Source organism: Streptomyces sp. NPDC018045, from assembly GCF_044327445.1.
GTDB lineage: Bacteria > Actinomycetota > Actinomycetes > Streptomycetales > Streptomycetaceae > Streptomyces.
Genome location: NZ_JBIRFL010000001.1, coordinates 778,758 through 800,533, shown reverse-complemented (window position 1 = coordinate 800,533; position 21,776 = coordinate 778,758). Strand labels below are relative to the sequence as shown.

Below are 21,776 nucleotides of genomic sequence, written 5' to 3'. Positions count from 1 at the left end.
GCCCTGGGCCATTGCCCGAAGTGCCCTGATCGCCGGACCTATTGGATCTTGGTGGGTCCGGGGCCGGTTCGGGACCCGGCGTATGGCGTGACACGATGTGGTCATGCCCACAGCGCTGACCGATCTCTGCCGCTATCCGATCGCGCAGGCCCCCATGGCAGGCGGCGTCGCCCGCCCGGAGCTGGCCGCCGCCGTCTGCGCGGCCGGCGGACTCGGCTTCCTGGCCGCCGGTTACAAGACCGCGGACGGCATGTACCAGGAGATCAAACAACTGCGTGGGCTCACCGACCGCCCCTTCGGCGTCAACCTCTTCATGCCGCAGCCCTCGCTCGCCGACAACGCGGCCGTCGAGGTCTACCGCGAGCAGCTCGCGGGCGAGTCGGCCTGGTACGAGACCGCGCTGGACGACATCGATCCGTACGGCGGCGCCGACGACGGGTACGAGGCGAAACTCGCCATCCTGCGCGAGGACCCGGTGCCGGTCGTCTCGTTCCACTTCGGGTGCCCGGCCCGCGCCGTTCTCGACGGGTTCGCGAAGGTCGGCACGTACACGATCGTCACCGCCACCACGGCGGCCGAGGCGCAGGCCGCGCAGTGGTCCGGCGCCGACGCGGTGTGCGTCCAGGGTGTCGAGGCCGGCGGCCACCAGGGCACCCACCGCGACGACCCGCAGGCCGACGGCACCGGGGCCGGGATCGGGCTGCTCTCGCTGATCGCGCAGGTGCGCGAGGCCGTGCAGATACCGATCATCGCGGCGGGCGGCCTGATGCGCGGTTCGCAGATCGCCGCGGTACTGGCGGCGGGCGCCGCGATGGCGCAGCTCGGTACGGCGTTCCTGGTCACCCCGGAGTCGGGCGCCGACCCGCTGCACAAGCAGGCCATGACCAACCCCCTGTTCACGCGTACGGAGCTGACCCGGGCCTTCTCCGGACGTCCGGCCCGCGGCCTGGTGAACCGTTTTCTGCGCGAGCACGGCCCGTACGCCCCGGCCGCCTACCCGGCCGTCCACCACCTCACCTCGGGCCTGCGCAAGGCCGCCGCCCGGGCCGGTGACGCGCAGGGCATGGCGCTGTGGGCGGGCCAGGGGCACCGGATGGCGCGCCAGCTCCCGGCCGGGCACCTGGTCGAGGTGCTGATGGCCGAACTGGAGGCGGCGCGCGCCGGGTCGGTGTCCGGGGCCCCGCACGCGTCCGGTCCGCCGGAAGGGTGTCCGGCCGGGCAGGAGATCCCGGGTGAGCTGGGAGGTGCGCTGTGACGGCGCCGGTGTTTCTCGTCGAGAGTGTCCCGGGCGCGGGGGAGACCGTGCTGGACGGGCCCGAGGGGCGGCACGCGGTCTCCGTACGGCGGCTGCGCGCGGGGGAACCCGTGGTGCTGACGGACGGGCGCGGCAGCGGCGCGGTGGGCGTGGTGCGGGCCGCCGAGGGCAAGGACCGGCTCGTCGTCGAGGTGACCGGTACGCAGACCGAGCCGGAGCCGGCGCCGCGCATCACCGTCGTCCAGGCGCTTCCCAAGGGCGACCGCGGCGAACTGGCCGTGGAGACCATGACGGAGACCGGCGTGGACGCCATCGTTCCGTGGGCCGCGTCCCGTTGCATCACGCAGTGGAAGGGCGAGCGGGCCGCGAAGTCCCTCGCCAAGTGGCGCAACACCGCCCGTGAGGCGGGCAAGCAGGCGCGTCGGCTGCGCTTTCCCGAGGTGACCGACCTGATGTCGACCAAGCAGGTCGCGGCGCTCCTCGCGGAGGCGGAGTTCGCCGCCGTACTGCACGAGGACCGCGACGCGGGGAGCGCGCCGCTGGCCTCCGTCGAACTGCCGTCGAGCGGGCGGATCGTGCTCGTGGTCGGTCCCGAAGGGGGCGTGTCGCCGGAGGAGCTGGCGGCCTTCGAGGAGGTCGGCGCCAAGGCGTACCGGCTCGGGTGGAGCGTGCTGCGGACATCGACGGCGGGTACGGCGGCCACGGCGCTGCTGTTGGGCCGTACCGGGCGCTGGAGTTGACGTAGCGACGGGCAAGACGACGGCGGGGCCGCGGCGCGGGTGACGCCGCGGCCCCGCCGCTTCGTGCTGCCGCCGGTCAGACCAGCTCGGCGTCGAGGGTGATGTTCTTGACGCCGGCCAGCGCCTGGCTCACCGGGCAGTTCTTCTTCGCGTCCTCGGCCGCGGCCCGGAAGTCCTCCTCGGACAGGCCGGGCACGCCGGCCCTCACGGTCAGCGCGATGCCGGTGATGCCCTCACCCGGCTGGAAGGTCACGTCGGCCGTGGTGTCCAGCGCCGTGACGGTGTAGCCCTTGCCCGCGAGGCCGTGCGAGAGGGCCATCGAGTAGCAGGACGAGTGGGCCGCCGCGATCAGCTCCTCGGGGCTGGTGACGCCGTTCGGCTGCTCGGCGCGGGCCGGCCAGTTCACGTCGAACGTACCGACGTTGGAGGACGCGAGGGAGACTTGGCCCTTGCCCTCCAGGAGGTTGCCTTCCCAGTGGGTCTGAGCGGTGCGGGTGGTTGCCATGGTGGATGACTCCTGGTGGTGGAGGGACGGCGGTCTGTGGTGGATCAGCTTAGTGACACCGGTGGGGCGTACGGCGGGACCCGGACAGGCGGAACATGGCAGTCCGTGCGGGCGGGGCGCGGCCCGTGCGGGCGCCGCGCACACTGGCCGAGCCGGGGCTGTCGGTCCGTGTGCGGCGGTGGGAGGCTGCCGGACATGGGGGCCATGGGGCGCGTACGCGACGTACGGCACGGGCGGGTGCGGCACGCGGGGACCGGTCCGCGTCGGTTCGGCGGGGCCTGGCGCGGCAGGCTGCTGGCGGTGGCGGGAGCCGTGGGCGCCGCGATCGCCGGGGTGTCCGCCTGCGAGCCGGCCGGCGGGCTGAACACCTCGTCGATCGCCGTCACCACCGACCAGGCGGGGACACGGGCGCTGGAGCGCATCGGCGTGAACGTGAGCTGGCTGAGCTGTACGGCGACGCTCCAGGGAGACCAGCGGGCCACCGTGAACCCGTCGGCCACGGCGCGCCGGAAGTCGGTCGCCACCGTCGACTGCCAGGGCCAGACCGCCCATGGCAGCAAGATCACCATCGCCGGCCGCGTCACCTCCGAGGTCGACGGGCGCTGCGTACGGGGCGGGCTGACCGCGCGCGTCGCCGGGCAGGTCGTCTTCCGGGTGAGCGTGCTCGGCGACTGCGACGCGGACCGGCCGACCGGCAGCCCGCGGCCGACCGTCACCCGCACCGTCCAGCCGTCCAGCAGCGGCGACTCGTCCGACGACCCGCCGGACACGCCGCCCGTGACGGTCACGGTCACGGCATCCGACCCGGACCCGGACCCCGATCCGGACCCGGACCCGTCCCCCGGCGACACCTGCTCGGACGACGGGCGGGGGCACGACGGTCATGACGGGCATGGCCACGACGGCCAGGGAGACGGCCGGGACAACGGGCATGGCCACGACGGTCACGGCGGCCAGGACAACAGGCGCGGCGGGGATCAGGATCAGGCCCGGAACGAGGAGCGGTACGCCGGCCAGCAGCACGCCCGGGCCGCCCGCCGCTGAATCCGGTCAGGGCACGACGCCCGGTTCCGGCCTCCGGTACGCCCTCCCCGGCCACCCGGCCACCCGGCCACCCGGCCACCCGCCCCCCGGCCCGTCCTCCCGGACCGGCCGCCGCACCACCCCGCGCGGGCGGCCGGTAACATCCGGTCCCGTAGACGTGATGACGTGACACGGCGCGGTACGGACCGGCCCCGGACGGACGGGCCGCCGAGTACCGGCCGGCGACCCGGGAGGAGCCCACCGGTGGCGGGAGAACCGCAGGCCGACTGCCTGTTCTGCAAGATCGTGGCAGGCGAGGTGCCCGCGACGATCGTGCGGGAGACCGAGACCACCCTCGCCTTCCGGGACATCAGCCCGCAGGCACCGACGCATGTCCTGGTGATCCCCAAGGTGCACTACGCGAACGCCGGGGAGCTGGCCGCCGCCGAACCGCGGATCGCCGGTGAGGTGCTGAGCGCGGCCGCCGCCGTGGCCGCCGACGAGAAGGTCGACTCGACCGGCTACCGGATCATCTTCAACACCGGCCCGGGCGCGGGCCAGACCGTCTTCCACGCCCACGCGCACGTGCTGGGCGGCCGCGACCTCCAGCGCCTGGTCTGACCGGGGCAGGGGCCACCACACCGTGTCCGTACGCGAGTTCGTCGTCCTCGGCACCGCCAGCCAGGTGCCCACCCGGCACCGCAACCACAACGGTTACGTGCTGCGCTGGGACGGCGAAGGCATCATGTTCGACCCCGGCGAGGGCACGCAGCGGCAGATGCTGCGTGCCGGGGTCGCCGCGCACGACCTGAACCGGATCTGCGTCACCCACTTCCACGGCGACCACTCGCTGGGGCTCGCCGGAGTCATCCAGCGCATCAACCTCGACCGGGTGCCGCATCCGGTCACCGCGCACTACCCGGCGAGCGGCCGGCGCTTCTTCGACCGGCTGCGGTACGCCACCGCCTACCGCGAGACGGTGCGGCTGGCCGAGGAGCCGGTGGCCGCCGACGGGGTGCTGGCCCGTACCCCGTCGTACGCCCTGGAGGCGCGCAAGCTCTCCCACCCGGTCGAGTCGTACGGCTACCGCCTGGTCGAGCCGGACGGGCGCCGGATGCTGCCGGAGCGGCTCGCCGCACACGGGATCACCGGGCCGGACGTCGGCCGGCTCCAGCGCGAGGGGGAGCTGAACGGCGTCACCCTCGACGACGTCAGCGAGGTGCGGCGGGGCCAGCGCTTCGCCTTCGTCATGGACACCCGGCTGTGCGACGGGGTGCACGTCCTCGCCGAGGGCTGCGACCTGCTCGTCATCGAGTCGACGTTCCTCGACGAGGACGCGGGGCTGGCCGCGGACCACGGTCACCTGACGGCGGGCCAGGCGGCGCGCGCCGCTGCCGACGCGGGCGTGCGCCACCTGGTCCTCACCCACTTCTCGCAGCGCTACTCGGACCCCGGGGAGTTCGAACGCCAGGCGCGGGCCGCGGGCTTCGAGGGCGAACTGACCATCGCCCGCGACCTGATGCGCGTCCCGGTGCCCAAGCGCGCCTGAGGACGCGCGGGCCCGCGCGCCCGGCCGGTCAGGGCAGGAAGTACATCGGGTTGGGCAGCTTGAACGTCTTGTCGGCGTAGCCGCCGTTCAGGTCGCTGTGCTGGTCGCCGAAGTTGGCGACGATGTCGTAGCCCCGCGACTCGATGTGCTTGCGGGTGCCCGACTTGAATTCGACCGTCGTGCAGTTGGCGCCGCACGGCAGGTAGGCCGGCGGGTTCTTCTTGTCCTTGAGGTAGACGTGCGCACGGTCGAGCGGGACGCGGTACCCGACGTTCTTGAGGTTGCGGACGCTCCACTCGCGCTGCGCCTCCTTGCGGCCGGTGACGAAGAAGACCTCGTACCCCTTGCCGCGGGCCCAGTTGACGAGGCGGTCCATGCCGAAGACCGGTGCCATGTCGGTGCTCGCCAGGTACGCGTCCTGGGCCGCCTCGGTGTGGTGGAAGCCGACCTGGAGTTCGTAGTTGTAGGTGAGCAGCGTGGTGTCGTCCATGTCCAGGACGATGGCGGGCTTCTTGCCGTGGTGCCCGGCCTTGGCCGCCTTGGCCAGGTAGCGCCGGGCCGAGTCGGTCATGCCGCGCACCTGCCGGGCGTAGTTGCTGTTCGGTGCGGCGTGGTGCTGCCCGTCCGCGGTCACCGTGTCGCCGTAGTACGCCTTGATCCGGTCCTGCACCTGGGTGAGGTTGGGGATCTCCTTGTCCGTACGCGGTACGGAGTGCTCGGCGGTGGCCTGGCCGGCGCCGAAGACCGCGGTGCCGGCGACGACCGCCGTGGCGGCCGCGGCGCCGATGCGGACACGGCGACGGGAGAGGACGGGGTGGCGCATGTGCTGCTCCTAGGTGAACCGGTGGGGGCCACCTAGGTTTAACAGAGCCTTTACGTGGTCATCTACGCGCGAAGATTCAACGGTTGGCAAAGGCTGGGCGGAACGGCCGGTGCTTCGGCACGCCGGTGATCCCGGGCGGGCGGCCGCCGTGCCCGAGGCCCACGCCGGCTCCCGCGTCGACGGGCCCGGTGCCGGCCCGGTCGCGGAGCCGGTGCCGGCCGTGGCCAACTCACGTGGGTCCCGCGCGACTTCCGCGGGCGTCCATTGACGCCCCTCGTTCCACCTCCCTACGCTCCGTTCCCATGGACGGATCGCGTCTACATACGCAGACCGGATGGGGGGCGGGAGCGCCCGCTCCCACCACCATCACCGCCATCCACCTCACCCCGGTCCTCGTGGCCGACCCGCCCCTGCTGAACGTCCAGGGCGTCCACCAGCCCTACACACCCCGCCTGATCGTCGAAGTGACCACGGCAGGCGGCGCGACCGGCCTCGGCGAGACGTACGGCGACACGAAGTACCTCGATCTCGCGCGTCCCCTGGCGGACGCGCTGACCGGCCGCCGGGTCACGGACCTGAACGCGCTGCCCCGCCTCGCCGCCGAGACCTGCGGCGATTCCCCGGCGGCCACGGAGGCCGGGGAGGTCACCGCGGGCGGCCTGCGCGGCGCGCAGACCGCCGACAAGCTGCGGCTGTCCGTCCTCTCCGGCTTCGAGGTCGCCTGCCTGGACGCCTGGGGCCGGCTCGCCGGCCTGCCGGTCCACGCGCTGCTCGGCGGCAGGGTCCGCGACCGCGTCGACTACAGCGCCTACCTCTTCCACCGCTGGGCCGCGCACCCCGGCGGCCGCGGCGAACCCGACGACTGGGGCGCGGCCCTCGACCCGCCTGGCATCGTCGCCCAGGCCCGCCGCTTCCGCGACATCCACGGCTTCCGCTCCTTCAAGCTCAAGGGCGGCGTCTTCGAGCCCGCGGCGGAGATCGCCGCGATCCGGGCCCTGGCCGCCGCCTTCCCCGGCCGTCCGCTGCGCCTCGACCCGAACGGCGCGTGGAGCGTTCCCACGTCCCTGAAGGTCGCCCACCAGCTCCGGGACGTCCTGGAATACCTGGAGGACCCCACCAGCACCACCGCCCACATGGCCGAGGTCGCCTCCCGTACGGACCTCCCGCTCGCCACGAACATGTGCGTGACCACCTTCGCCGAGATCCGCGAGGCGTTCACCCGCGGCGCCGTCCGGATCGTCCTCGGTGACCACCACTACTGGGGCGGGCTGCGCGCCACCCGGGAACTGGCCGCCGTCTGCCGGACGTTCGGCGTCGGCCTGTCCATGCACTCCAACACCCACCTGGGCATCAGCCTCGCCGCGATGACCCAGGTCGCCGCGACCGTCCCCGGCCTGCGCCACGCCTGCGACACCCACTACCCCTGGCAGACCGAGGACGTCCTCACCGAGCGCCTCGCTTTCACGGACGGCGCGCTGCCGGTGTCCGACGCCCCGGGCCTCGGCGTCGCGCTCGACCGCGAGCGGCTGGCGGCCCTGCACGCGCGCTGGCTCGCCGACGACGGCACGTACCGCGACCGCGACGACGCGGCGGCGATGCGGGCCGCCGACCCCGGGTGGGTGACGCCCCGGGTGCCGCGGTGGTGAGCGGCGCGTCCCGCCCGCCGACGGGCCGGCGCTTCCGGCGCCGGGGACGCGTACCGTATTCATCCCGTACGTGATCTTTGGAGGGAGCTGTCCCGATGGCACAGGAAGTGCGTGGCGTCATCGCACCGGGCAAGAACGAGCCGGTGCGGCTGGAGACGATCCTGGTGCCGGACCCCGGGCCGGGGGAGGCCGTGGTGCAGGTGCGGGCGTGCGGAGTGTGCCACACGGACCTGCACTACAAGCAGGGCGGGATCAACGACGAGTTCCCGTTCCTGCTGGGGCACGAGGCGTCGGGTGTCGTGGAGGCCGTGGGGGCGGGCGTGACCGACGTGGCGCCCGGGGACTTCGTGATCCTGAACTGGCGCGCGGTGTGCGGAAAGTGCCGGGCCTGCAAGCGGGGACGGCCGCAGTACTGCTTCGACACGCACAACGCGAAGCAGAAGATGACGCTGAAGGACGGCACGGAGCTGTCGCCCGCCCTCGGCATCGGCGCGTTCGCGGACAAGACGCTGGTCGCGGCGGGGCAGTGCACCAAGGTCGATCCCGAGGTGTCGCCCGCCGTGGCCGGGCTGCTGGGCTGCGGTGTGATGGCCGGCATCGGCGCCGCCATCAACACGGGCGGCGTGGGCCGCGGTGACTCCGTCGCGGTGATCGGCTGCGGCGGGGTGGGGGACGCGGCGATCGTCGGCGCCCGGCTGGCCGGCGCGGCCCGGATCATCGCCGTGGACGTGGAGGACCGTAAGCTCTCCCTGGCCAAGACCATGGGCGCCACCCACACGGTGAACTCGCGCGCCGCCGACCCGGTCGAGGCGATCCGCGAGCTGACCGGCGGCTTCGGCGCCGACGTGGTGATCGACGCGGTGGGGCGCCCGGAGACCTACCGGCAGGCGTTCTACGCCCGCGACCTGGCCGGCACGGTGGTCCTGGTCGGCGTGCCGACGCCGGAGATGAAGCTGGAACTGCCGCTGCTGGACGTCTTCGGCCGCGGTGGCGCGCTGAAGTCGTCCTGGTACGGCGACTGCCTGCCGTCCCGCGACTTCCCGATGCTGGTCGACCTGCACCAGCAGGGCCGCATCGACCTGGCGGGCTTCGTGACGGAGACGATCGGCATCGAGGACGTGGAACAGGCCTTCGAGCGGATGCACCAGGGCGACGTGCTGCGTTCGGTGGTGACGCTCTGATGACGGCCCGCATCGACCACCTGGTCACATCCGGCACGTTCACGCTCGACGGCGGTACGTGGGACGTGGACAACAACGTGTGGATCGTCGGTGACGACAGCGAGGCCGTCGTCATCGACGCCGCACACGACGCCGACGCGATCTTCGAGGCGCTCGACGGCCGTACGCTGCGCGCGATCATCTGCACCCACGCGCACAACGACCACATCGACGCGGCCCCGGCGCTCGCCTCCCGCACCGGCGCCCCCGTCCACCTGCACCGGGACGACCTGCCGCTGTGGCAGCAGACCCACCCGGACCGGGCGCCGGAGGAGGCACTGGCGGACGGTCAGGTGCTCACCATCGGCGGTGTCGACCTGACCGTGCTGCACACCCCCGGCCACGCGCCGGGCGCGGTCTGCCTGTACGCGCCGGACCTGGGGGAGCACGGCACGGTCTTCACCGGCGACACCCTCTTCCAGGGCGGTCCCGGCGCCACCGGCCGGTCGTTCTCCGACTTCCCGACCATCGTCGACTCGATCCGGGAGCGGCTGCTGACGCTGCCCCCGCAGACCGAGGTCCGTACCGGGCACGGGGACGGCACGACGATCGGCGCGGAGGCTCCGCACCTGGACGAGTGGGTGAAGCGGGGGCACTGAGCCCCGCCGGCTCCCGCAGCCCGGGTCCGGGCACGCGCCGGACCCGGCCCGGTGCGGGCACCGGCTCTCAGGGCGTGGCCGCCCGCTCCAGGATGCGGGCGGCCACCGCCGGTGAGTCCACCAGCGGGTGCAGGGCCATCGCGCGCAGCGCCGCGCCCCGGTCCTTGAACTCCGCCGCCTCGACCGTCGCCAGTTCGACGGCCTTGACCTGGAGCATCAGGCCGAGCTGGTCCTCCCGCAGGGGCGCGCACGGCAGCGGTCGCGCGCCGTGCGCGTCCACCTCGCACACCGTCTCGATGATCGCCTCGGGCGCGAGCTGGGGCACGGTCGTGCCGTTCCGTACGTTCAGGATCAGGCGCGCGTGCCGGTCGCCCGCGATGGCGCGCATGACGGCCAGCGCCACCTGGTCGTAACCGCCGCCTTCCAGGTCGCAGGTGTCGCGCTGCCAGCCGCCGGCCGCCTCCCGGCTGTGCGACAGGTACGTTTCCTCGCGCTCCGTCCGGGTGCGCTCCCAGAGCGCGTACGCCGCTTCGGGCGAGGCGCCGGACGCCGCCTCGAAGAAGCCGCCCTGCTGCTGGTCCAGGAACTCGCCCCGGGTCTCCGCCGTGCCCACCAGGGAGGCGAGCGTCTCGCGGCGGAAGTAGTAGTAGTGCAGGTATTCGTTGGGGATCGAGCCCAGCGCGCGCAGCCAGTCGGCGCCGAAGAGTTTGCCCTCCTCGAAGGAGGTGAGCGCGCCGGGATCGGAGAGCAGCGCCTTCAGCAGGTCCGTGCCGTCCTCACCGGTCAGCGAGCGCAGCCAGCCGAGGTGGTTGAGGCCGACGTAGTCGTACGTCACCCGGGCCGGGTCGGCGCCCGCGGCCCGCGCCGCGCGCCGCACCAGCCCGACGGGCGAGTCACAGATGCCGATCACCCGCTCGCCCAGCACCTGCGACATCGCCTCGGTGACGATTCCGGCCGGGTTGGTGAAGTTGACGACCCAGGCGTCCGGCGCGAGCGCCGCCACCCGCTCGGCGACGCGCAGCGCGACCGGCACCGTGCGCAGCCCGTACAGGACGCCGCCCGCCCCCACCGTCTCCTGGCCCAGCACGCCCGCCTCCAGCGGGATCCGCTCGTCGGCGATGCGTCCGGCGGTGCCGCCGACGCGGATCGCGGAGAAGACGAAGTCGGTGCCGAGCAACGCCTCGTCGAGGGATTCGGCGATCCGCACACGGACGGGGGGCGGCTTGCCGGGGCCGGTTTGCCGCTCGGCCTGCCGGGCGAGCACGGAGGCGATCACGGCCACCCGCCGCGGGTCGGTGTCGTACAGCGTCACCTCGGAGACGGCCTGCGAGGGATCGTCCAGGAGCGCGCGGTGCACGAGCGGTACCCGGAAACCCCCGCCGCCCAAAATCGTGAGCCTCATGGGCCGGAACGTACCGCAGCATCGGGCAGACTGGCGTCACGCGCACGGATGAGAGGGGCAGGCACGGTGAGCGCACACGAGGTCCAGCGGACCACCGGCAGCGGTCCGGTCAGCCACGTCCCGCCGGGCCCCGCGCCCGCGCTCGACCCGCTGGCAGCCGTACGGGCCGAGGACGACCCGGCCACCGACGTCTATCTCACCGGCACGGTCTTCCTGGACATCATCTTCACCGGCCTGGACTCGGCGCCCGTACGCGGTACGGAGTCCTGGGCGCGCGGCATGGGCTCCAGCCCCGGCGGCGTCGCCAACATGGCCACCGCGCTGGCCCGCCTGGGCCTGCGCACCTCGCTCGCCGCGGCCTTCGGCGACGACATGTACGGCGAGTACTGCTGGGAGGCGCTGGAGCGCGGCGAACACGTCGACCTGTCGCTGTCGCGCACCGTCGCGGGCTGGCACTCACCGGTCACCGTCTCCATGGCGTACGAGGGCGAGCGCACGATGGTCTCGCACGGCCACGAGGCGCCGAGCGGCCCCGCCCGCACCGCCTTCGACGGCAAGCACGCGCCGGGCTGCCCGCCGCCGTCCCGCGCCTGCGTCGCCTCCCTGGAGCCGGGCCGCCCCGAGGGCTGGCTCGGCTGCGCGGCCCACCGCGGCAGCCGGATCTTCGCGGACGTGGGCTGGGACGACACCGGCCGCTGGGACCCGGCCGACCTCGCCGAACTGGAGCACTGCGAGGCCTTCCTGCCCAACGCGGAGGAGGCGATGCGCTACACCCGCCTGGACTGCCCGCGCGCCGCCGCCCGCAAGCTGGCCGACCTGGTGCCGGTCGCCGTGGTCACGCTGGGCGCCGAGGGCGCGTACGCGGTGGACGCCCGGACCGGCGAGACCGCCGAGGTGCCCGCCATCGCGGTGGAGGCCATGGACCCGACCGGCGCCGGCGACGTGTTCGTGGCGGGCTTCGTCACGGGCTCGCTGGCCGGCTGGCCGCTGGCCGACCGGCTCGCCTTCGCGGCGCTGACCGCCGCGCTCTCCGTGCAGGAGTTCGGGGGCTCGCTGTCCGCTCCGGGCTGGGTGGAGATCGCGGCCTGGTGGCAGCGGGTCACGGCGGCGGAGGCGTACGGGCGGACCCCGGACGGCGGCGCCGCGTCGGCGGCCTGCGCCCGCAGCGCGGCCGCGCTGCGCCGCCGGTACGCCTTCCTGGACGCGCTGCTGCCCACCGCGGACCGGGCCTGGCCGCTGGCCCGGGCCCTGCCGACGCTGGGGTTCCGCCGCCCCGCGTGACCGGCCGGCCACGCGCCGCAGACGCGCACGTGAGCGCCCCGTCACCGGAGAAACACCGGAACAGGAGAACGCCGGAAAAGTCTTCGGGCTTGTCAGTGCACCGTCGTACCCTGGGTATCCCAAGGAGCCGAGCTGCCGGGTACCGCCTTTGCAGCGCAACGAAGGGGGGATGAGCAGGCCACAGAGCCGGCCCATGACTCAGACACCTACACGACCGCAGGCGCACGCCCAGTTCACCGTCCCCGCCAAGCACCCGATGGTGACGGTCCTGGGGTCCGGAGACGCCCTGCTGCGGGTCATCGAGAACGCCTTCCCGGCCACCGACATCCACGTACGGGGCAACGAGATCCGCGCGGTCGGCGACGCCGCGGAAGTCGCCCTCGTCCAGCGCCTCTTCGACGAGATGATGCTGGTGCTGCGCACCGGCCAGCCGATGACCGAGGACGCGGTGGAGCGCTCCATCGCCATGCTGCGCACGGCCGGTGACGGCGAGGGCGCGACGAGCGAGACCCCCGCCGAGGTCCTCACCCAGAACATCCTGTCCAACCGCGGCCGCACGATCCGCCCCAAGACCCTCAACCAGAAGCGCTACGTCGACGCCATCGACCGGCACACGGTCGTCTTCGGCATCGGCCCCGCCGGCACGGGCAAGACCTACCTGGCCATGGCCAAGGCGGTCCAGGCCCTGCAGGCCAAGCAGGTCAACCGCATCATCCTGACCCGCCCCGCGGTCGAGGCCGGCGAACGCCTGGGCTTCCTGCCCGGCACCCTCTACGAAAAGATCGACCCGTACCTGCGCCCGCTGTACGACGCCCTGCACGACATGCTCGACCCCGACTCGATCCCGCGCCTGATGGCGGCGGGGACGATCGAGGTGGCGCCTCTCGCATATATGCGTGGCCGGACGCTCAATGACGCCTTCATCATTCTCGACGAGGCGCAGAACACCAGCCCCGAGCAGATGAAGATGTTCCTCACCCGCCTCGGGTTCGACTCGAAGATCGTCATCACCGGTGACATCACGCAGATCGACCTCCCCGGCGGCACGAAGAGCGGGTTGCGGCAGGTGCAGGAGATCCTGGAGGGGCTGGACGACGTGCACTTCTCGCGGCTCAGCAGCCAGGACGTCGTCCGGCACAAGCTCGTCGGCCGTATTGTCGACGCGTACGAGAAGTACGACAGCCAAAACGGCCGACGAACCTGAGAAACGAGAAGCAGCACCACATGTCGATCGACGTCAACAACGAGTCCGGAACGGACATCGACGAGCAGGCGATCCTGGACGTCGCCCGTTACGCCGTGGCCCGGATGCGCATCCACCCGCTCTCCGAGCTGTCGGTCATCGTCGTCGACGCCGACGCCATGGAACAGCTCCACCTCCAGTGGATGGACCTGCCCGGCCCGACCGATGTCATGTCCTTCCCGATGGACGAGCTGCGTCCGCCGGCCAAGGACGACGAGGAGCCCCCGCAGGGGCTCCTCGGTGACATCGTGCTGTGCCCGGAGGTCGCCGAGAAGCAGGGCCAGGAGGCGCCGACCGGGCACAGCATGGACGAGGAGCTCCAGCTCCTGACCGTGCACGGCGTCCTGCACCTGCTCGGGTACGACCATGAGGAGCCCTCGGAGAAGGCCGAGATGTTCGGCCTCCAGGCGGCGATCATCGACGGCTGGCGCGCCGAGCGCGGGCTGACGGGCCCCTCCCCGGCCCCGACCGTCACCTGACGGCGGGAGTCGTGGTGTCCACCCAGCTCATCGCGGTCGCCGTCCTCCTCGTCGTCGTGGCGTGGCTCGCGGCCTGCGCCGAGGCGGGCCTCGCCCGTACGACCAGCTTCCGCGCCGAGGAAGCCGTGCGGTCCGGGCGGCGGGGCAGCGCGAAGCTGGCCGCCGTCGCCGCCGACCCCGTCCGCTATCTGAACGTCGCGCTGCTGGTGCGCGTCGGCTGCGAGATGGCGGCCGGAGTGCTCGTGACGTACGCCTGCCTGCGCTCCTTCGAGCAGACCTGGCAGGCGCTGACCGTGGCCATCGCGGTGATGGTGCTGGTCTCGTACGTCGCGGTGGGCGTCTCGCCCCGTACGATCGGCCGCCAGCACCCGCTGAACACCGCCACCGCCGCGGCGTACGTGCTGCTGCCGCTGGCCCGGATCATGGGCCCGATCCCGCGGCTGCTGATCCTCCTCGGCAACGCGCTCACCCCCGGCAAGGGCTTCCGCCAGGGCCCCTTCGCCTCCGAGGCCGAACTGCGCTCGCTGGTCGACCTCGCCGAGAAGGAGTCGCTGATCGAGGACGAGGAGCGCCGCATGGTGCACTCCGTCTTCCAGCTCGGCGACACCCTCGTCCGCGAGGTGATGGTGCCGCGGACGGACCTGATCTCGGTCGAGCGCTTCAAGACCATCCGCCAGGCCCTGACCCTCGCGCTGCGTTCCGGTTTCTCCCGTATCCCGGTGACCGGCGAGAACGAGGACGACGTGGTCGGCATCGTGTACGTGAAGGACCTCGCCCGCAAGGTCCACATCAGCCGGGACGCCGAGACGGAGCTGGTCTCCACGGCCATGCGGCCGGCGGTCTTCGTGCCCGACACCAAGAACGCCGGTGACCTGCTGCGCGAGATGCAGCAGGACCGCAACCACGTCGCGGTCGTCATCGACGAGTACGGCGGCACGGCCGGCATCGTGACGATCGAGGACATCCTGGAGGAGATCGTCGGCGAGATCACCGACGAGTACGACCGGGAGCTGCCGCCCGTGGAGGACCTGGGCGACGGACGGTACAGGGTGACCGCGCGGCTGGACATCGGCGACCTCGGCGAGCTGTACGGCTTCGCGGAGCTGGACGACGAGGACGTGGAGACGGTCGGCGGGCTGCTCGCCAAGCACCTCGGCCGGGTCCCGATCGCGGGGGCCACGGCCGAGATCGACCTCAGTGAGAACGCGTCCGCGCTCTCGCCGAAGGCGCTGCGGCTGACCGCGGAGGCCCCGGCCGGCCGCCGCAACAAGATCGTCACGGTGCTCTGCGAGCCGGTCAGGGGCGGCGGCGGGGAAGCAGCCGGTCCGGACTGACCGCGACGAGCAGGCCGGCGAGCGCCGTGCCGGACCCGGTGGCCACCACGGCGGGCCAGCCGCCGCCCGACCACGCCACCGTGCCGACCAGCGATCCGACGGCGATGCCGAGGAAGCGCAGGGTGAAGTAGAGGGTGTTGAGGCGGCTGTGCACGGCCGGGTCGAGGCCGAACAGCGCGGTCTGTGACGCGGCCTGGCTGCCCCAGACCCCGACGTCCAGCACGACCACGCCCGCCAGCAGCCAGCCGAGGGCGCTGCCGCCCGGCAGCAGGAACAGCCAGCCCACGATCACCAGGCCGACGAGCGCCGCGAGCGCGCCGCGCCGCCCGAGCCGGTCGGCCAGCCGTCCGGCGTACGGCGAGGCCAGCGCGCTCGCCGCGGCCACCAGCCCGAACAGGCCGGTCTCGGTCGACCCGTACCCGTAGTCCCGCGCCAGCAGGAACGTCAGCGTCGTCCAGAACGCGCCGAACGCCACCCCGACCAGCGCGCCGGACACCGTGATCCGCCGGACCGGCGGGTGGGCGGCGAACAGCCGCGGCAGGGAGGCGAGTGTGGTCCGGTAGGAGGCGGCCGCGGCCGCCGGGACGCGGGGCAGGGCCCGGCTCAGGACGAGCACCGTCAGCAGGGTCAGGACGCACGAGCAGGCGAACACCGCCCGCCAGCCGACCTGATCCGCCAGCGCTCCCGAGTACGCGCGGGACGCGAGCACCCCGACCAGCAGACCGGCCTGCACGGTGCCGACGATCCGGCCCCGGCCCGTGTCGCCGCCGCCCGCGGCCAGCGCCACGGCGAGCGGCGTGATGAGCTGCGGTACGGGCGAGAGCAGGCCGACCGCGAAGCCGGCCACCACCAGCCAGGTCACGGTGGGCGCGACGGCGCAGGCGGCCAGCGCCAGCGCGGACGCCGTACCGAGGCCCAGGATCAGCCGCCGCCGGTCGTGGCTGTCGCCCGCCGGGACCAGCAGCAGGATGCCCGCCGCGTAGCCGAGCTGGGTGGCGGTGGGCACCGCGCCGAGGACGTCCGGGGCCACCCCGAGCGAGTGGGCGGCGGCGCCCAGCAGCGGCTGGTTCAGGTAGACGTTGGCGGCGGTGACGGCGCTGGCGGCGGCGAGCAGCAGCGCGGTCGGACGGGTCAGGCCGGAGCGGGGCGGACGGTCGGTGCGCGGGGGAGCGGAAGCGGGTTCGATCACATGATCCGACGCTAGGGCGGGACCGCCGTGGCAGGCTTGTGTGACAGTGCCAAGTTCTGTCGAGAACGTGCCAGGCAGTGGCACGGGCGAGGAGCGGACGTCGTGTACGGCAAGAGTGAGGACCGTGACGACTACCAGGACGTGCCCCGGCCGGTCGCCGCGATGGCCCGTGACCTCCCCGACGGCCATCACATCCCCGCGCACCACCACGCCCGCGCCCAGCTCATCTACGGCACGACCGGCGCGATCACGGTCGCCACCGGGCACGGGGTGTGGGCGGTCCCCGCCACTCGTGGCGTGTGGGTGCCCGCCGGACTCACCCACGCGATGACCTGCGCGGGCGCGGTCGCGATGCGCACCCTCTACATCGAGCCGCAGTCCGTCTGGCGGCTGCCCGCCGCACCCACCGTCGTCTCGGTCTCCCCGCTGCTGCGCGAGCTGATCGACGAGGCGGCCCGGCTCCCGGTGGAGTACGACGTACGGGGCCGCGACGGCCGGGTGATGGAGCTGCTGCTCCTCGAACTCGCGCCGCGGCCCGTACCGGCGCTGCACCTGCCCGCACCGGACGACCCCCGGCTGACGGACCTCTGCGCCGCGATCCGGACCGATCCCGGCGGGCGCTGGACCACCACGTCCGCCGCGGCCCACGCCCACCTCAGCCCGCGCAGCCTGCACCGCAGGTTCGGCGCCGCGACGGGAATGAGTCTGGCCCGCTGGGTGCAGCAGGCCCGACTCGTGCACGCGGTCACCCTGCTGGCCAGGGGGACCCCGGTCACCTCCGTCGCCACCGATCTCGGTTACGCCACCCCCAGTGCCTTCTCGGCCATGTTCCGGCGGTCCCTGGGGACCACGCCGTCGGCCTACTTCGAGCGCCCGGGTACGTAGCCGGCTTCCTTCGGGGGCCGGATGCGCAGGCCGGTGGGGCCCGGAACCGGGGGCGCACGCCCCCTCGCCCCCGGCGGGCCGCCGGCCGCATATGCTCGCCCGTATGAGCGAAGCCGCACCGCTGGACCCGGAAGACCGCAAGATCATCACGCTGGCCCGTTCCGCGCGCGCCCGCAACGGGGTGCCGGAAGGCGCCGCCGTCCGTGACGAGACCGGGCGCACCTACGTCGCGGGGACCGTCGCCCTGGAGTCGTTGCGGCTCAGCGCGTTGCGTACGGCGGTCGCCATGGCTGTCGCGAGCGGCGCGCGGTCGCTGGAGGCCGCCGCCGTGGTGACCGAGGCCGAGTCGGCCTCGGACGAGGACCGCGCGGCCGTACGGGACCTCGGCGGCGCCGGCACGCCGGTGCTGGTCGCCGGCCCGGACGGCACCCTGCGGGCCACGCTCCAGGCGGGGTGACGGCGACCGGCCGTGACGACCGCCGGCCGTGACGGCCGCTGTACGGGCTGATGGCCACCGCCCGTACGGGCCGACAGCCGCCGTACGGGCCGGCGGCCCCGGCCGGGCCGCCCGCCCCCGCACGGCCACCTCCGGGACCGGTGGTCGGTGCGGCCCCGGCGATCGGGGACAATGGGCGCCATGAGCGTTCGTACAGAGTCCTCCGCCCAGCACCGCGCCGGCTTCGCGTGCTTCGTCGGCCGCCCGAACGCGGGCAAGTCGACCCTCACGAACGCTCTGGTCGGCACGAAGGTGGCGATCACCTCCAACCGCCCGCAGACCACCCGGCACACCGTGCGCGGCATCGTGCACCGCCCGGACGCCCAGCTCGTCCTGGTCGACACCCCGGGGCTGCACAAGCCGCGCACCCTGCTCGGCGAGCGGCTCAACGACGTCGTGCGGACCACCTGGGCCGAGGTCGACGTGATCGGTTTCTGCCTGCCCGCCGACCAGAAGCTGGGCCCCGGTGACCGCTTCATCGCGGGCGAGCTGGCCGGGATCAAGAAGACCCCGAAGATCGCCATCGTCACCAAGACCGACCTGGTGGACTCCAAGCAGCTCGCCGAGCAGCTCCTCGCGGTCGATCAGCTCGGCCGGGACCTGGGCATCGAGTGGGCGGAGATCATCCCGGTGTCGGCGGTCGGCGACCAGCAGGTGAGCCTTCTCGCCGACCTGCTCGTCCCGATGCTCCCGGAGAGCCCCCCGCTCTACCCCGAGGGCGACCTCACCGACGAGCCCGAGCAGGTCATGGTCGCCGAGCTGATCCGCGAGGCGGCGCTCGAAGGCGTACGGGACGAGCTGCCGCACTCCATCGCGGTCGTCGTCGAGGAGATGCTGCCGCGCGAGGACCGCCCGGCGGACAAGCCGCTGCTGGACATCCACGCCAACGTCTACATCGAGCGGCCCAGTCAGAAGGGCATCATCATCGGTCCCAAGGGCAAGCGGCTCAAGGAGGTCGGCGTGAAGTCCCGCAAGCACATCGAGGCTCTCCTCGGTACGCCGGTCTTCCTGGACCTGCACGTGAAGGTCGCCAAGGACTGGCAGCGCGACCCGAAGCAGCTCCGCAAGCTCGGCTTCTGAGACCGGGCTCCCGGAGACCGCGGCCGCTCACGCCACCCCGCGGATCCGCCGCACCAGCAGTGCCCCCGCCAGCCCGATGCCCGCCGCGACCAGGTACAGCACCCGGTAGCCGCCGAGGTACGCCACGATCGGCGCGGCCAGCGCGGGGGCGGCCACCTGCGGCAGCGAGTTGGCGATGTTGATGACGCCGAGGTCCCTGCCCCGGTGGGCGGCGGCCGGCAGCACGTCCGTCATCAGCGCGAAGTCCACCGACGTGAAGACGCCGAAGCCGACGCCCAGCAGCGCGGCGGCGACCAGCGCGCCGGTCCAGGCCTGCCACCCGGCGAGCAGCGCGGTGGCCGCCGCCATGATCACGCCCGCTCCCAGCACGAACGGCTTGCGGCGGCCCGTACGGTCCGACCAGATCCCGCCCACGACGACGGTGGCGAGCAGCATGACCCCGTTGACGGCGGTCAGGACCAGCACCCCGTCCTCGGGGCGGGGCCGGTGCAGAGCATCCCGCAGGTAGTAGAGCAGGTACAGCAGCGCGATCGCGTTGCCGAGGTTGACCAGGAAGCGGGTCAGCCACGCCCAGGCGAGGTCGGGGTGGCGGCGCGGGCTGATCCAGAACCCGGCGAGGAAGGACCGCCACGCGAACGGTGGCCGGTCGCCGGGCCCGATCCGCAGGTCCCGGTGGCGCAGTACGTACGGGAGTGTGGCCAGCACCGTGAAGGCGGCGCAGGCCCCGTAGCCCGCCGCGATGCCGCCCGCGGCGGTCGCCAGGCCCGTACCGGCGACGACGCCCAGGATCTGCGCCGCGCCCAGCCAGCCGCCCACCGTGCCGCGCTGGAGGTGCGGCACCCGGTCCGGCACGGCCGCGGTGACGGCCGCGAACGCGGCGTTGAGCGCGAGCTGCACCAGGCACCACCCGGCCGCCATGACGGCGACGCTCCGGGCGGCGGCCAGCAGGCACAGCGCCGCCGCGCCGCCGAGGACACCGGCCACGATCCACGGCGTACGGCGCCCGAAGCGGGAGGCCGTGCGGTCCGACAGCGCGCCGAAGAGCGGGTTGGCGACGAGGGAGACCGCGGCGCCCAGGCCGGTCACCCACGCGAGCACCGACTCCTTGGACGTGCCCGGCGGCGCCAGTTCGGCGGCCTGGAGGGCCAGCAGGACCTGGATCGGGCCGTACCAGCCGGCCCAGACCGCCCCGTTGGCCAGGGCCAGCGCGGCGGTCCAGCCGCGGCCCACCCGCTCGGCCGGCTCGGCGGGGGCCCCGGGCGTGCCCGCGGCCCCCGCGCCGGTCACCGCTGGGCCCGCAGCGCGTCCCGCAGCCAGTGGTACGAGTCCTTCGGGGTCCGGGCGAGCGTGTCGCGGTCGACGTGCACCAGGCCGAAGCGCCGGGCGTAGCCCTCGGCCCACTCGAAGTTGTCCAGCAGCGACCAGACGAAGTAGCCGCGTACGTCGACCCCGGCGGTGATCGCGTCGTGCAGGGCCCGCAGATGCCCGTCCAGGAAGGCGATCCGCTCGTGGTCCGCGACGCCGTCGTACGAGCAGCCGTTCTCGGTGATGACGACGGGCGGCAGGCGGTCGCCGTACCGGTCGCGGAACCCGGTCAGCAGCTCGGTCAGCGCCGCGGGCACCACCGGCCAGCCGAAGTCCGTGTGCGGGTACCCCTCGATCTCCCGTGGCGCGAACGGCAGCCCCGGCGGCAGTTCGATCCCCGCGAAGCCGGCCGGCCCGGGGCCTTCCGCGTCCGGCGCCCCGACCAGCGTCGGCTGGTAGTAGTTGATCCCGTACCAGTCCAGCGGCTCACCGATCACCTTCAGGTCCGCGTCCGCCGTACCGGACAGCAGCGCCGCCGTCAGGTCCGCCTCCGGGTAGCGCCCCAGCAGCACCGGCTCCGCGAACAAACGGTTCAGCAGCAGGTCGTACAGCCCGGCCGCCTCCTGGTCGGCAGCCGACTCCGACGCGGCCCACGTCGGCCCGTGCGAATTGGCGATCCCGACACTGTCCGCGCCGCGCGCCCGCAGCGCCTGCACGGCCAGCCCGTGTCCCAGCAGCAGATGGTGGGCCGCCGGCAGTGCCGCGAACCCCAGGTGCCTCCCGGGCGCGTGCTGCCCCAGCCCGTACCCCAGCAGCGTCAGCTCGGCCGGCTCGTTGAGCGTGATCCACCGGTCCACCCGGTCCCCGAGCCGCGCCGCCACGGCCTCCGCGTACGCCGCGAACCGCCGCGCGGTGTCCCGCTCCAGCCAGCCGCCGGCCGCCTCGACGGCCTCCGGCGTGTCCCAGTGGAAGAGCGTCGGCACCGGCCGGATCCCCGCCGCGCACAGCGCGTCGACCAGCCGGTCGTAGAAGTCCAGCCCCGCCGCGTTGACTCGCGGGCCACCGTCCGGCATCACCCGCGGCCAGGCAACCGAGAAGCGGTACGCGCCGACGCCCAGCGCCCTGATCAGCGCGACGTCCTCCCGGTACCGGTGGTAGTGCCCGGTCGCCACCCGCCCGTCCGACCCGTCCTTGACCCGCCCGGGCCGCTCCACGAAGGCGTCCCACACCGACCGCCCGCGCCCGTCCTCGGCCACCGCCCCCTCGATCTGGTACGCGGACGTCGACACCCCCCACTCGAACCCCGCGGGAAAGCGGGGCAGCGCACCCGACGAGGACTCACCCGGCACCCGCGCATCGTCCATGCGCCGGATCGTGCTGACCGCCGCGTACGGTGTCAAGAGGCGTACGGCGGACGGGAGTTGCCGACCGGGGGGCCGGTCAGCTCCCTTCCTTCAGCACTCGGCTGATCAGCTTGCGCTGTTCCTCGGTGAGGCGGGGGTCGGAGGCGTAGACCGTGTGGCCGTCGATGGTGATCTGATAGCTGAAACCGTCGGGGACGCCGACCGGGGGCGTGCCCCGGCCGGCGGCGGCTGCCCGCTCGGCCAGGGCGTGCCATTCCGCGGCATCGGGGCGGCCACAGGTGTCGACCTCGGCGTGGCGCTCGATGCCGGCGAAGCCGCCGGTGCGTCGTACTTGAATCCGCATGACGGGCTTCCTACC

22 protein-coding genes are annotated in these 21,776 nt (G+C 73.5%); 15 read left to right on the top strand and 7 right to left on the bottom strand.

The annotated features are described in order from the left end of the window. The first annotated feature begins 103 nt into the window (after positions 1-103). A complete protein-coding gene (locus ACH4EB_RS03450; RefSeq protein WP_398345584.1) occupies positions 104-1,255 on the top strand; it encodes a nitronate monooxygenase in 1,152 nt (383 codons plus the stop codon). After that, positions 1,252-1,995, top strand: a complete 744-nt coding sequence (locus tag ACH4EB_RS03445; RefSeq protein ID WP_398345583.1) for a 16S rRNA (uracil(1498)-N(3))-methyltransferase — start codon at positions 1,252-1,254, stop codon at positions 1,993-1,995. Before ACH4EB_RS03450 ends, ACH4EB_RS03445 begins: the two co-directional genes overlap by 4 nt. A gap of 76 nt (positions 1,996-2,071) precedes the next feature. Here ACH4EB_RS03445 and ACH4EB_RS03440 read toward each other — a convergent pair whose 3' ends face one another. Continuing rightward, entirely contained in the window at positions 2,072-2,500 is a 429-nt protein-coding gene (locus ACH4EB_RS03440) for an OsmC family protein (protein WP_398345582.1), read from the bottom strand. A 195-nt stretch (positions 2,501-2,695) separates the two neighbouring features. Here ACH4EB_RS03440 and ACH4EB_RS03435 point away from each other — a divergent pair, with 195 nt between their 5' ends. The 3 genes from ACH4EB_RS03435 (at position 2,696) to ACH4EB_RS03425 (ending at position 5,072) form a co-directional block, all read left to right on the top strand. Then, on the top strand, positions 2,696-3,544 hold the full coding sequence (locus ACH4EB_RS03435; RefSeq protein ID WP_398345581.1) for a hypothetical protein: 849 nt from the start codon (positions 2,696-2,698) through the stop codon (positions 3,542-3,544). 243 nt (positions 3,545-3,787) lie between these two features. After that, entirely contained in the window at positions 3,788-4,144 is a 357-nt protein-coding gene (locus tag ACH4EB_RS03430) for a histidine triad nucleotide-binding protein (RefSeq protein ID WP_398345580.1), read from the top strand. A 22-nt stretch (positions 4,145-4,166) separates the two neighbouring features. After that, a complete protein-coding gene (locus tag ACH4EB_RS03425; RefSeq protein ID WP_398345579.1) occupies positions 4,167-5,072 on the top strand; it encodes a ribonuclease Z in 906 nt (301 codons plus the stop codon). Positions 5,073-5,100: 28 nt separating this feature from the next. Here the strand turns inward: ACH4EB_RS03425 and ACH4EB_RS03420 are convergent, their stop codons facing one another. Next, positions 5,101-5,895: an HAD family acid phosphatase gene (locus ACH4EB_RS03420; RefSeq protein WP_398345578.1), complete on the bottom strand. Its 795-nt coding sequence runs from the start codon at positions 5,893-5,895 to the stop codon at positions 5,101-5,103. Positions 5,896-6,197: 302 nt separating this feature from the next. On the opposite strand from ACH4EB_RS03420, the gene ACH4EB_RS03415 reads away from it, so the two are divergent. From ACH4EB_RS03415 to ACH4EB_RS03405, 3 genes are all read left to right on the top strand, one after another. Further along, complete coding sequence (locus tag ACH4EB_RS03415) at positions 6,198-7,541, top strand: enolase C-terminal domain-like protein (protein ID WP_398345576.1); 1,344 nt, start codon at positions 6,198-6,200, stop codon at positions 7,539-7,541. A gap of 95 nt (positions 7,542-7,636) precedes the next feature. Further along, positions 7,637-8,722 carry an S-(hydroxymethyl)mycothiol dehydrogenase gene (locus ACH4EB_RS03410; protein ID WP_398345575.1) on the top strand — a complete coding sequence of 362 codons (1,086 nt, stop codon included), beginning with the start codon at positions 7,637-7,639 and terminating at the stop codon, positions 8,720-8,722. Then, positions 8,722-9,360, top strand: a complete 639-nt coding sequence (locus ACH4EB_RS03405) for an MBL fold metallo-hydrolase (protein WP_398345573.1) — start codon at positions 8,722-8,724, stop codon at positions 9,358-9,360. Before ACH4EB_RS03410 ends, ACH4EB_RS03405 begins: the two co-directional genes overlap by 1 nt. A 67-nt stretch (positions 9,361-9,427) precedes the next feature. Here ACH4EB_RS03405 and ACH4EB_RS03400 read toward each other — a convergent pair whose 3' ends face one another. Next, positions 9,428-10,762 carry a 6-phospho-beta-glucosidase gene (locus ACH4EB_RS03400; RefSeq protein ID WP_398345572.1) on the bottom strand — a complete coding sequence of 445 codons (1,335 nt, stop codon included), beginning with the start codon at positions 10,760-10,762 and terminating at the stop codon, positions 9,428-9,430. 66 nt (positions 10,763-10,828) lie between these two features. On the opposite strand from ACH4EB_RS03400, the gene ACH4EB_RS03395 reads away from it, so the two are divergent. The 4 genes from ACH4EB_RS03395 to ACH4EB_RS03380 all read left to right on the top strand — a co-directional run bounded on the left by ACH4EB_RS03395 (position 10,829) and on the right by ACH4EB_RS03380 (position 15,099). Next, positions 10,829-12,043, top strand: a complete 1,215-nt coding sequence (locus ACH4EB_RS03395; protein WP_398345571.1) for a PfkB family carbohydrate kinase — start codon at positions 10,829-10,831, stop codon at positions 12,041-12,043. 193 nt (positions 12,044-12,236) lie between these two features. Then, positions 12,237-13,247 (top strand): PhoH family protein, encoded by a 1,011-nt coding sequence (locus ACH4EB_RS03390; RefSeq protein WP_398345570.1) that lies wholly within the window; start codon positions 12,237-12,239, stop codon positions 13,245-13,247. Positions 13,248-13,267: 20 nt separating this feature from the next. After that, on the top strand, positions 13,268-13,765 hold the full coding sequence (gene ybeY, locus ACH4EB_RS03385; RefSeq protein WP_398345569.1) for an rRNA maturation RNase YbeY: 498 nt from the start codon (positions 13,268-13,270) through the stop codon (positions 13,763-13,765). A 14-nt stretch (positions 13,766-13,779) separates the two neighbouring features. After that, positions 13,780-15,099 (top strand): hemolysin family protein, encoded by a 1,320-nt coding sequence (locus ACH4EB_RS03380; RefSeq protein WP_398345567.1) that lies wholly within the window; start codon positions 13,780-13,782, stop codon positions 15,097-15,099. On the opposite strand, the gene ACH4EB_RS03375 is transcribed toward ACH4EB_RS03380, so the two are convergent. Next, positions 15,062-16,288 (bottom strand): MFS transporter, encoded by a 1,227-nt coding sequence (locus ACH4EB_RS03375; protein WP_398345566.1) that lies wholly within the window; start codon positions 16,286-16,288, stop codon positions 15,062-15,064. The two genes, ACH4EB_RS03380 and ACH4EB_RS03375, sit on opposite strands and share 38 nt — an antisense overlap. A 102-nt stretch (positions 16,289-16,390) precedes the next feature. Between ACH4EB_RS03375 and ACH4EB_RS03370 the strand changes: the two genes are divergently transcribed. The 3 genes from ACH4EB_RS03370 to era all read left to right on the top strand — a co-directional run bounded on the left by ACH4EB_RS03370 (position 16,391) and on the right by era (position 18,749). After that, the gene (locus tag ACH4EB_RS03370; RefSeq protein WP_398345565.1) at positions 16,391-17,173 is read left to right on the top strand and encodes a helix-turn-helix domain-containing protein; all 783 of its coding nucleotides are present in this window, start codon (positions 16,391-16,393) and stop codon (positions 17,171-17,173) included. A gap of 103 nt (positions 17,174-17,276) precedes the next feature. After that, positions 17,277-17,630 (top strand): cytidine deaminase, encoded by a 354-nt coding sequence (locus ACH4EB_RS03365; protein ID WP_398345564.1) that lies wholly within the window; start codon positions 17,277-17,279, stop codon positions 17,628-17,630. A 171-nt stretch (positions 17,631-17,801) separates the two neighbouring features. After that, entirely contained in the window at positions 17,802-18,749 is a 948-nt protein-coding gene (gene era, locus ACH4EB_RS03360) for a GTPase Era (RefSeq protein WP_398345562.1), read from the top strand. A gap of 27 nt (positions 18,750-18,776) precedes the next feature. Here the strand turns inward: era and ACH4EB_RS03355 are convergent, their stop codons facing one another. From ACH4EB_RS03355 to ACH4EB_RS03345, 3 genes are all read right to left on the bottom strand, one after another. Then, the gene (locus tag ACH4EB_RS03355) at positions 18,777-20,036 is read right to left on the bottom strand and encodes an MFS transporter (RefSeq protein ID WP_398345561.1); all 1,260 of its coding nucleotides are present in this window, start codon (positions 20,034-20,036) and stop codon (positions 18,777-18,779) included. Continuing rightward, on the bottom strand, positions 20,033-21,418 hold the full coding sequence (locus ACH4EB_RS03350; protein ID WP_398345560.1) for a GH1 family beta-glucosidase: 1,386 nt from the start codon (positions 21,416-21,418) through the stop codon (positions 20,033-20,035). The genes ACH4EB_RS03355 and ACH4EB_RS03350 overlap by 4 nt, the downstream gene beginning before the upstream one ends. Positions 21,419-21,494: 76 nt before the next feature. Then, the gene (locus tag ACH4EB_RS03345) at positions 21,495-21,761 is read right to left on the bottom strand and encodes a protealysin inhibitor emfourin (protein WP_398345559.1); all 267 of its coding nucleotides are present in this window, start codon (positions 21,759-21,761) and stop codon (positions 21,495-21,497) included. Between the last annotated feature and the right edge of the window lie 15 nt (positions 21,762-21,776).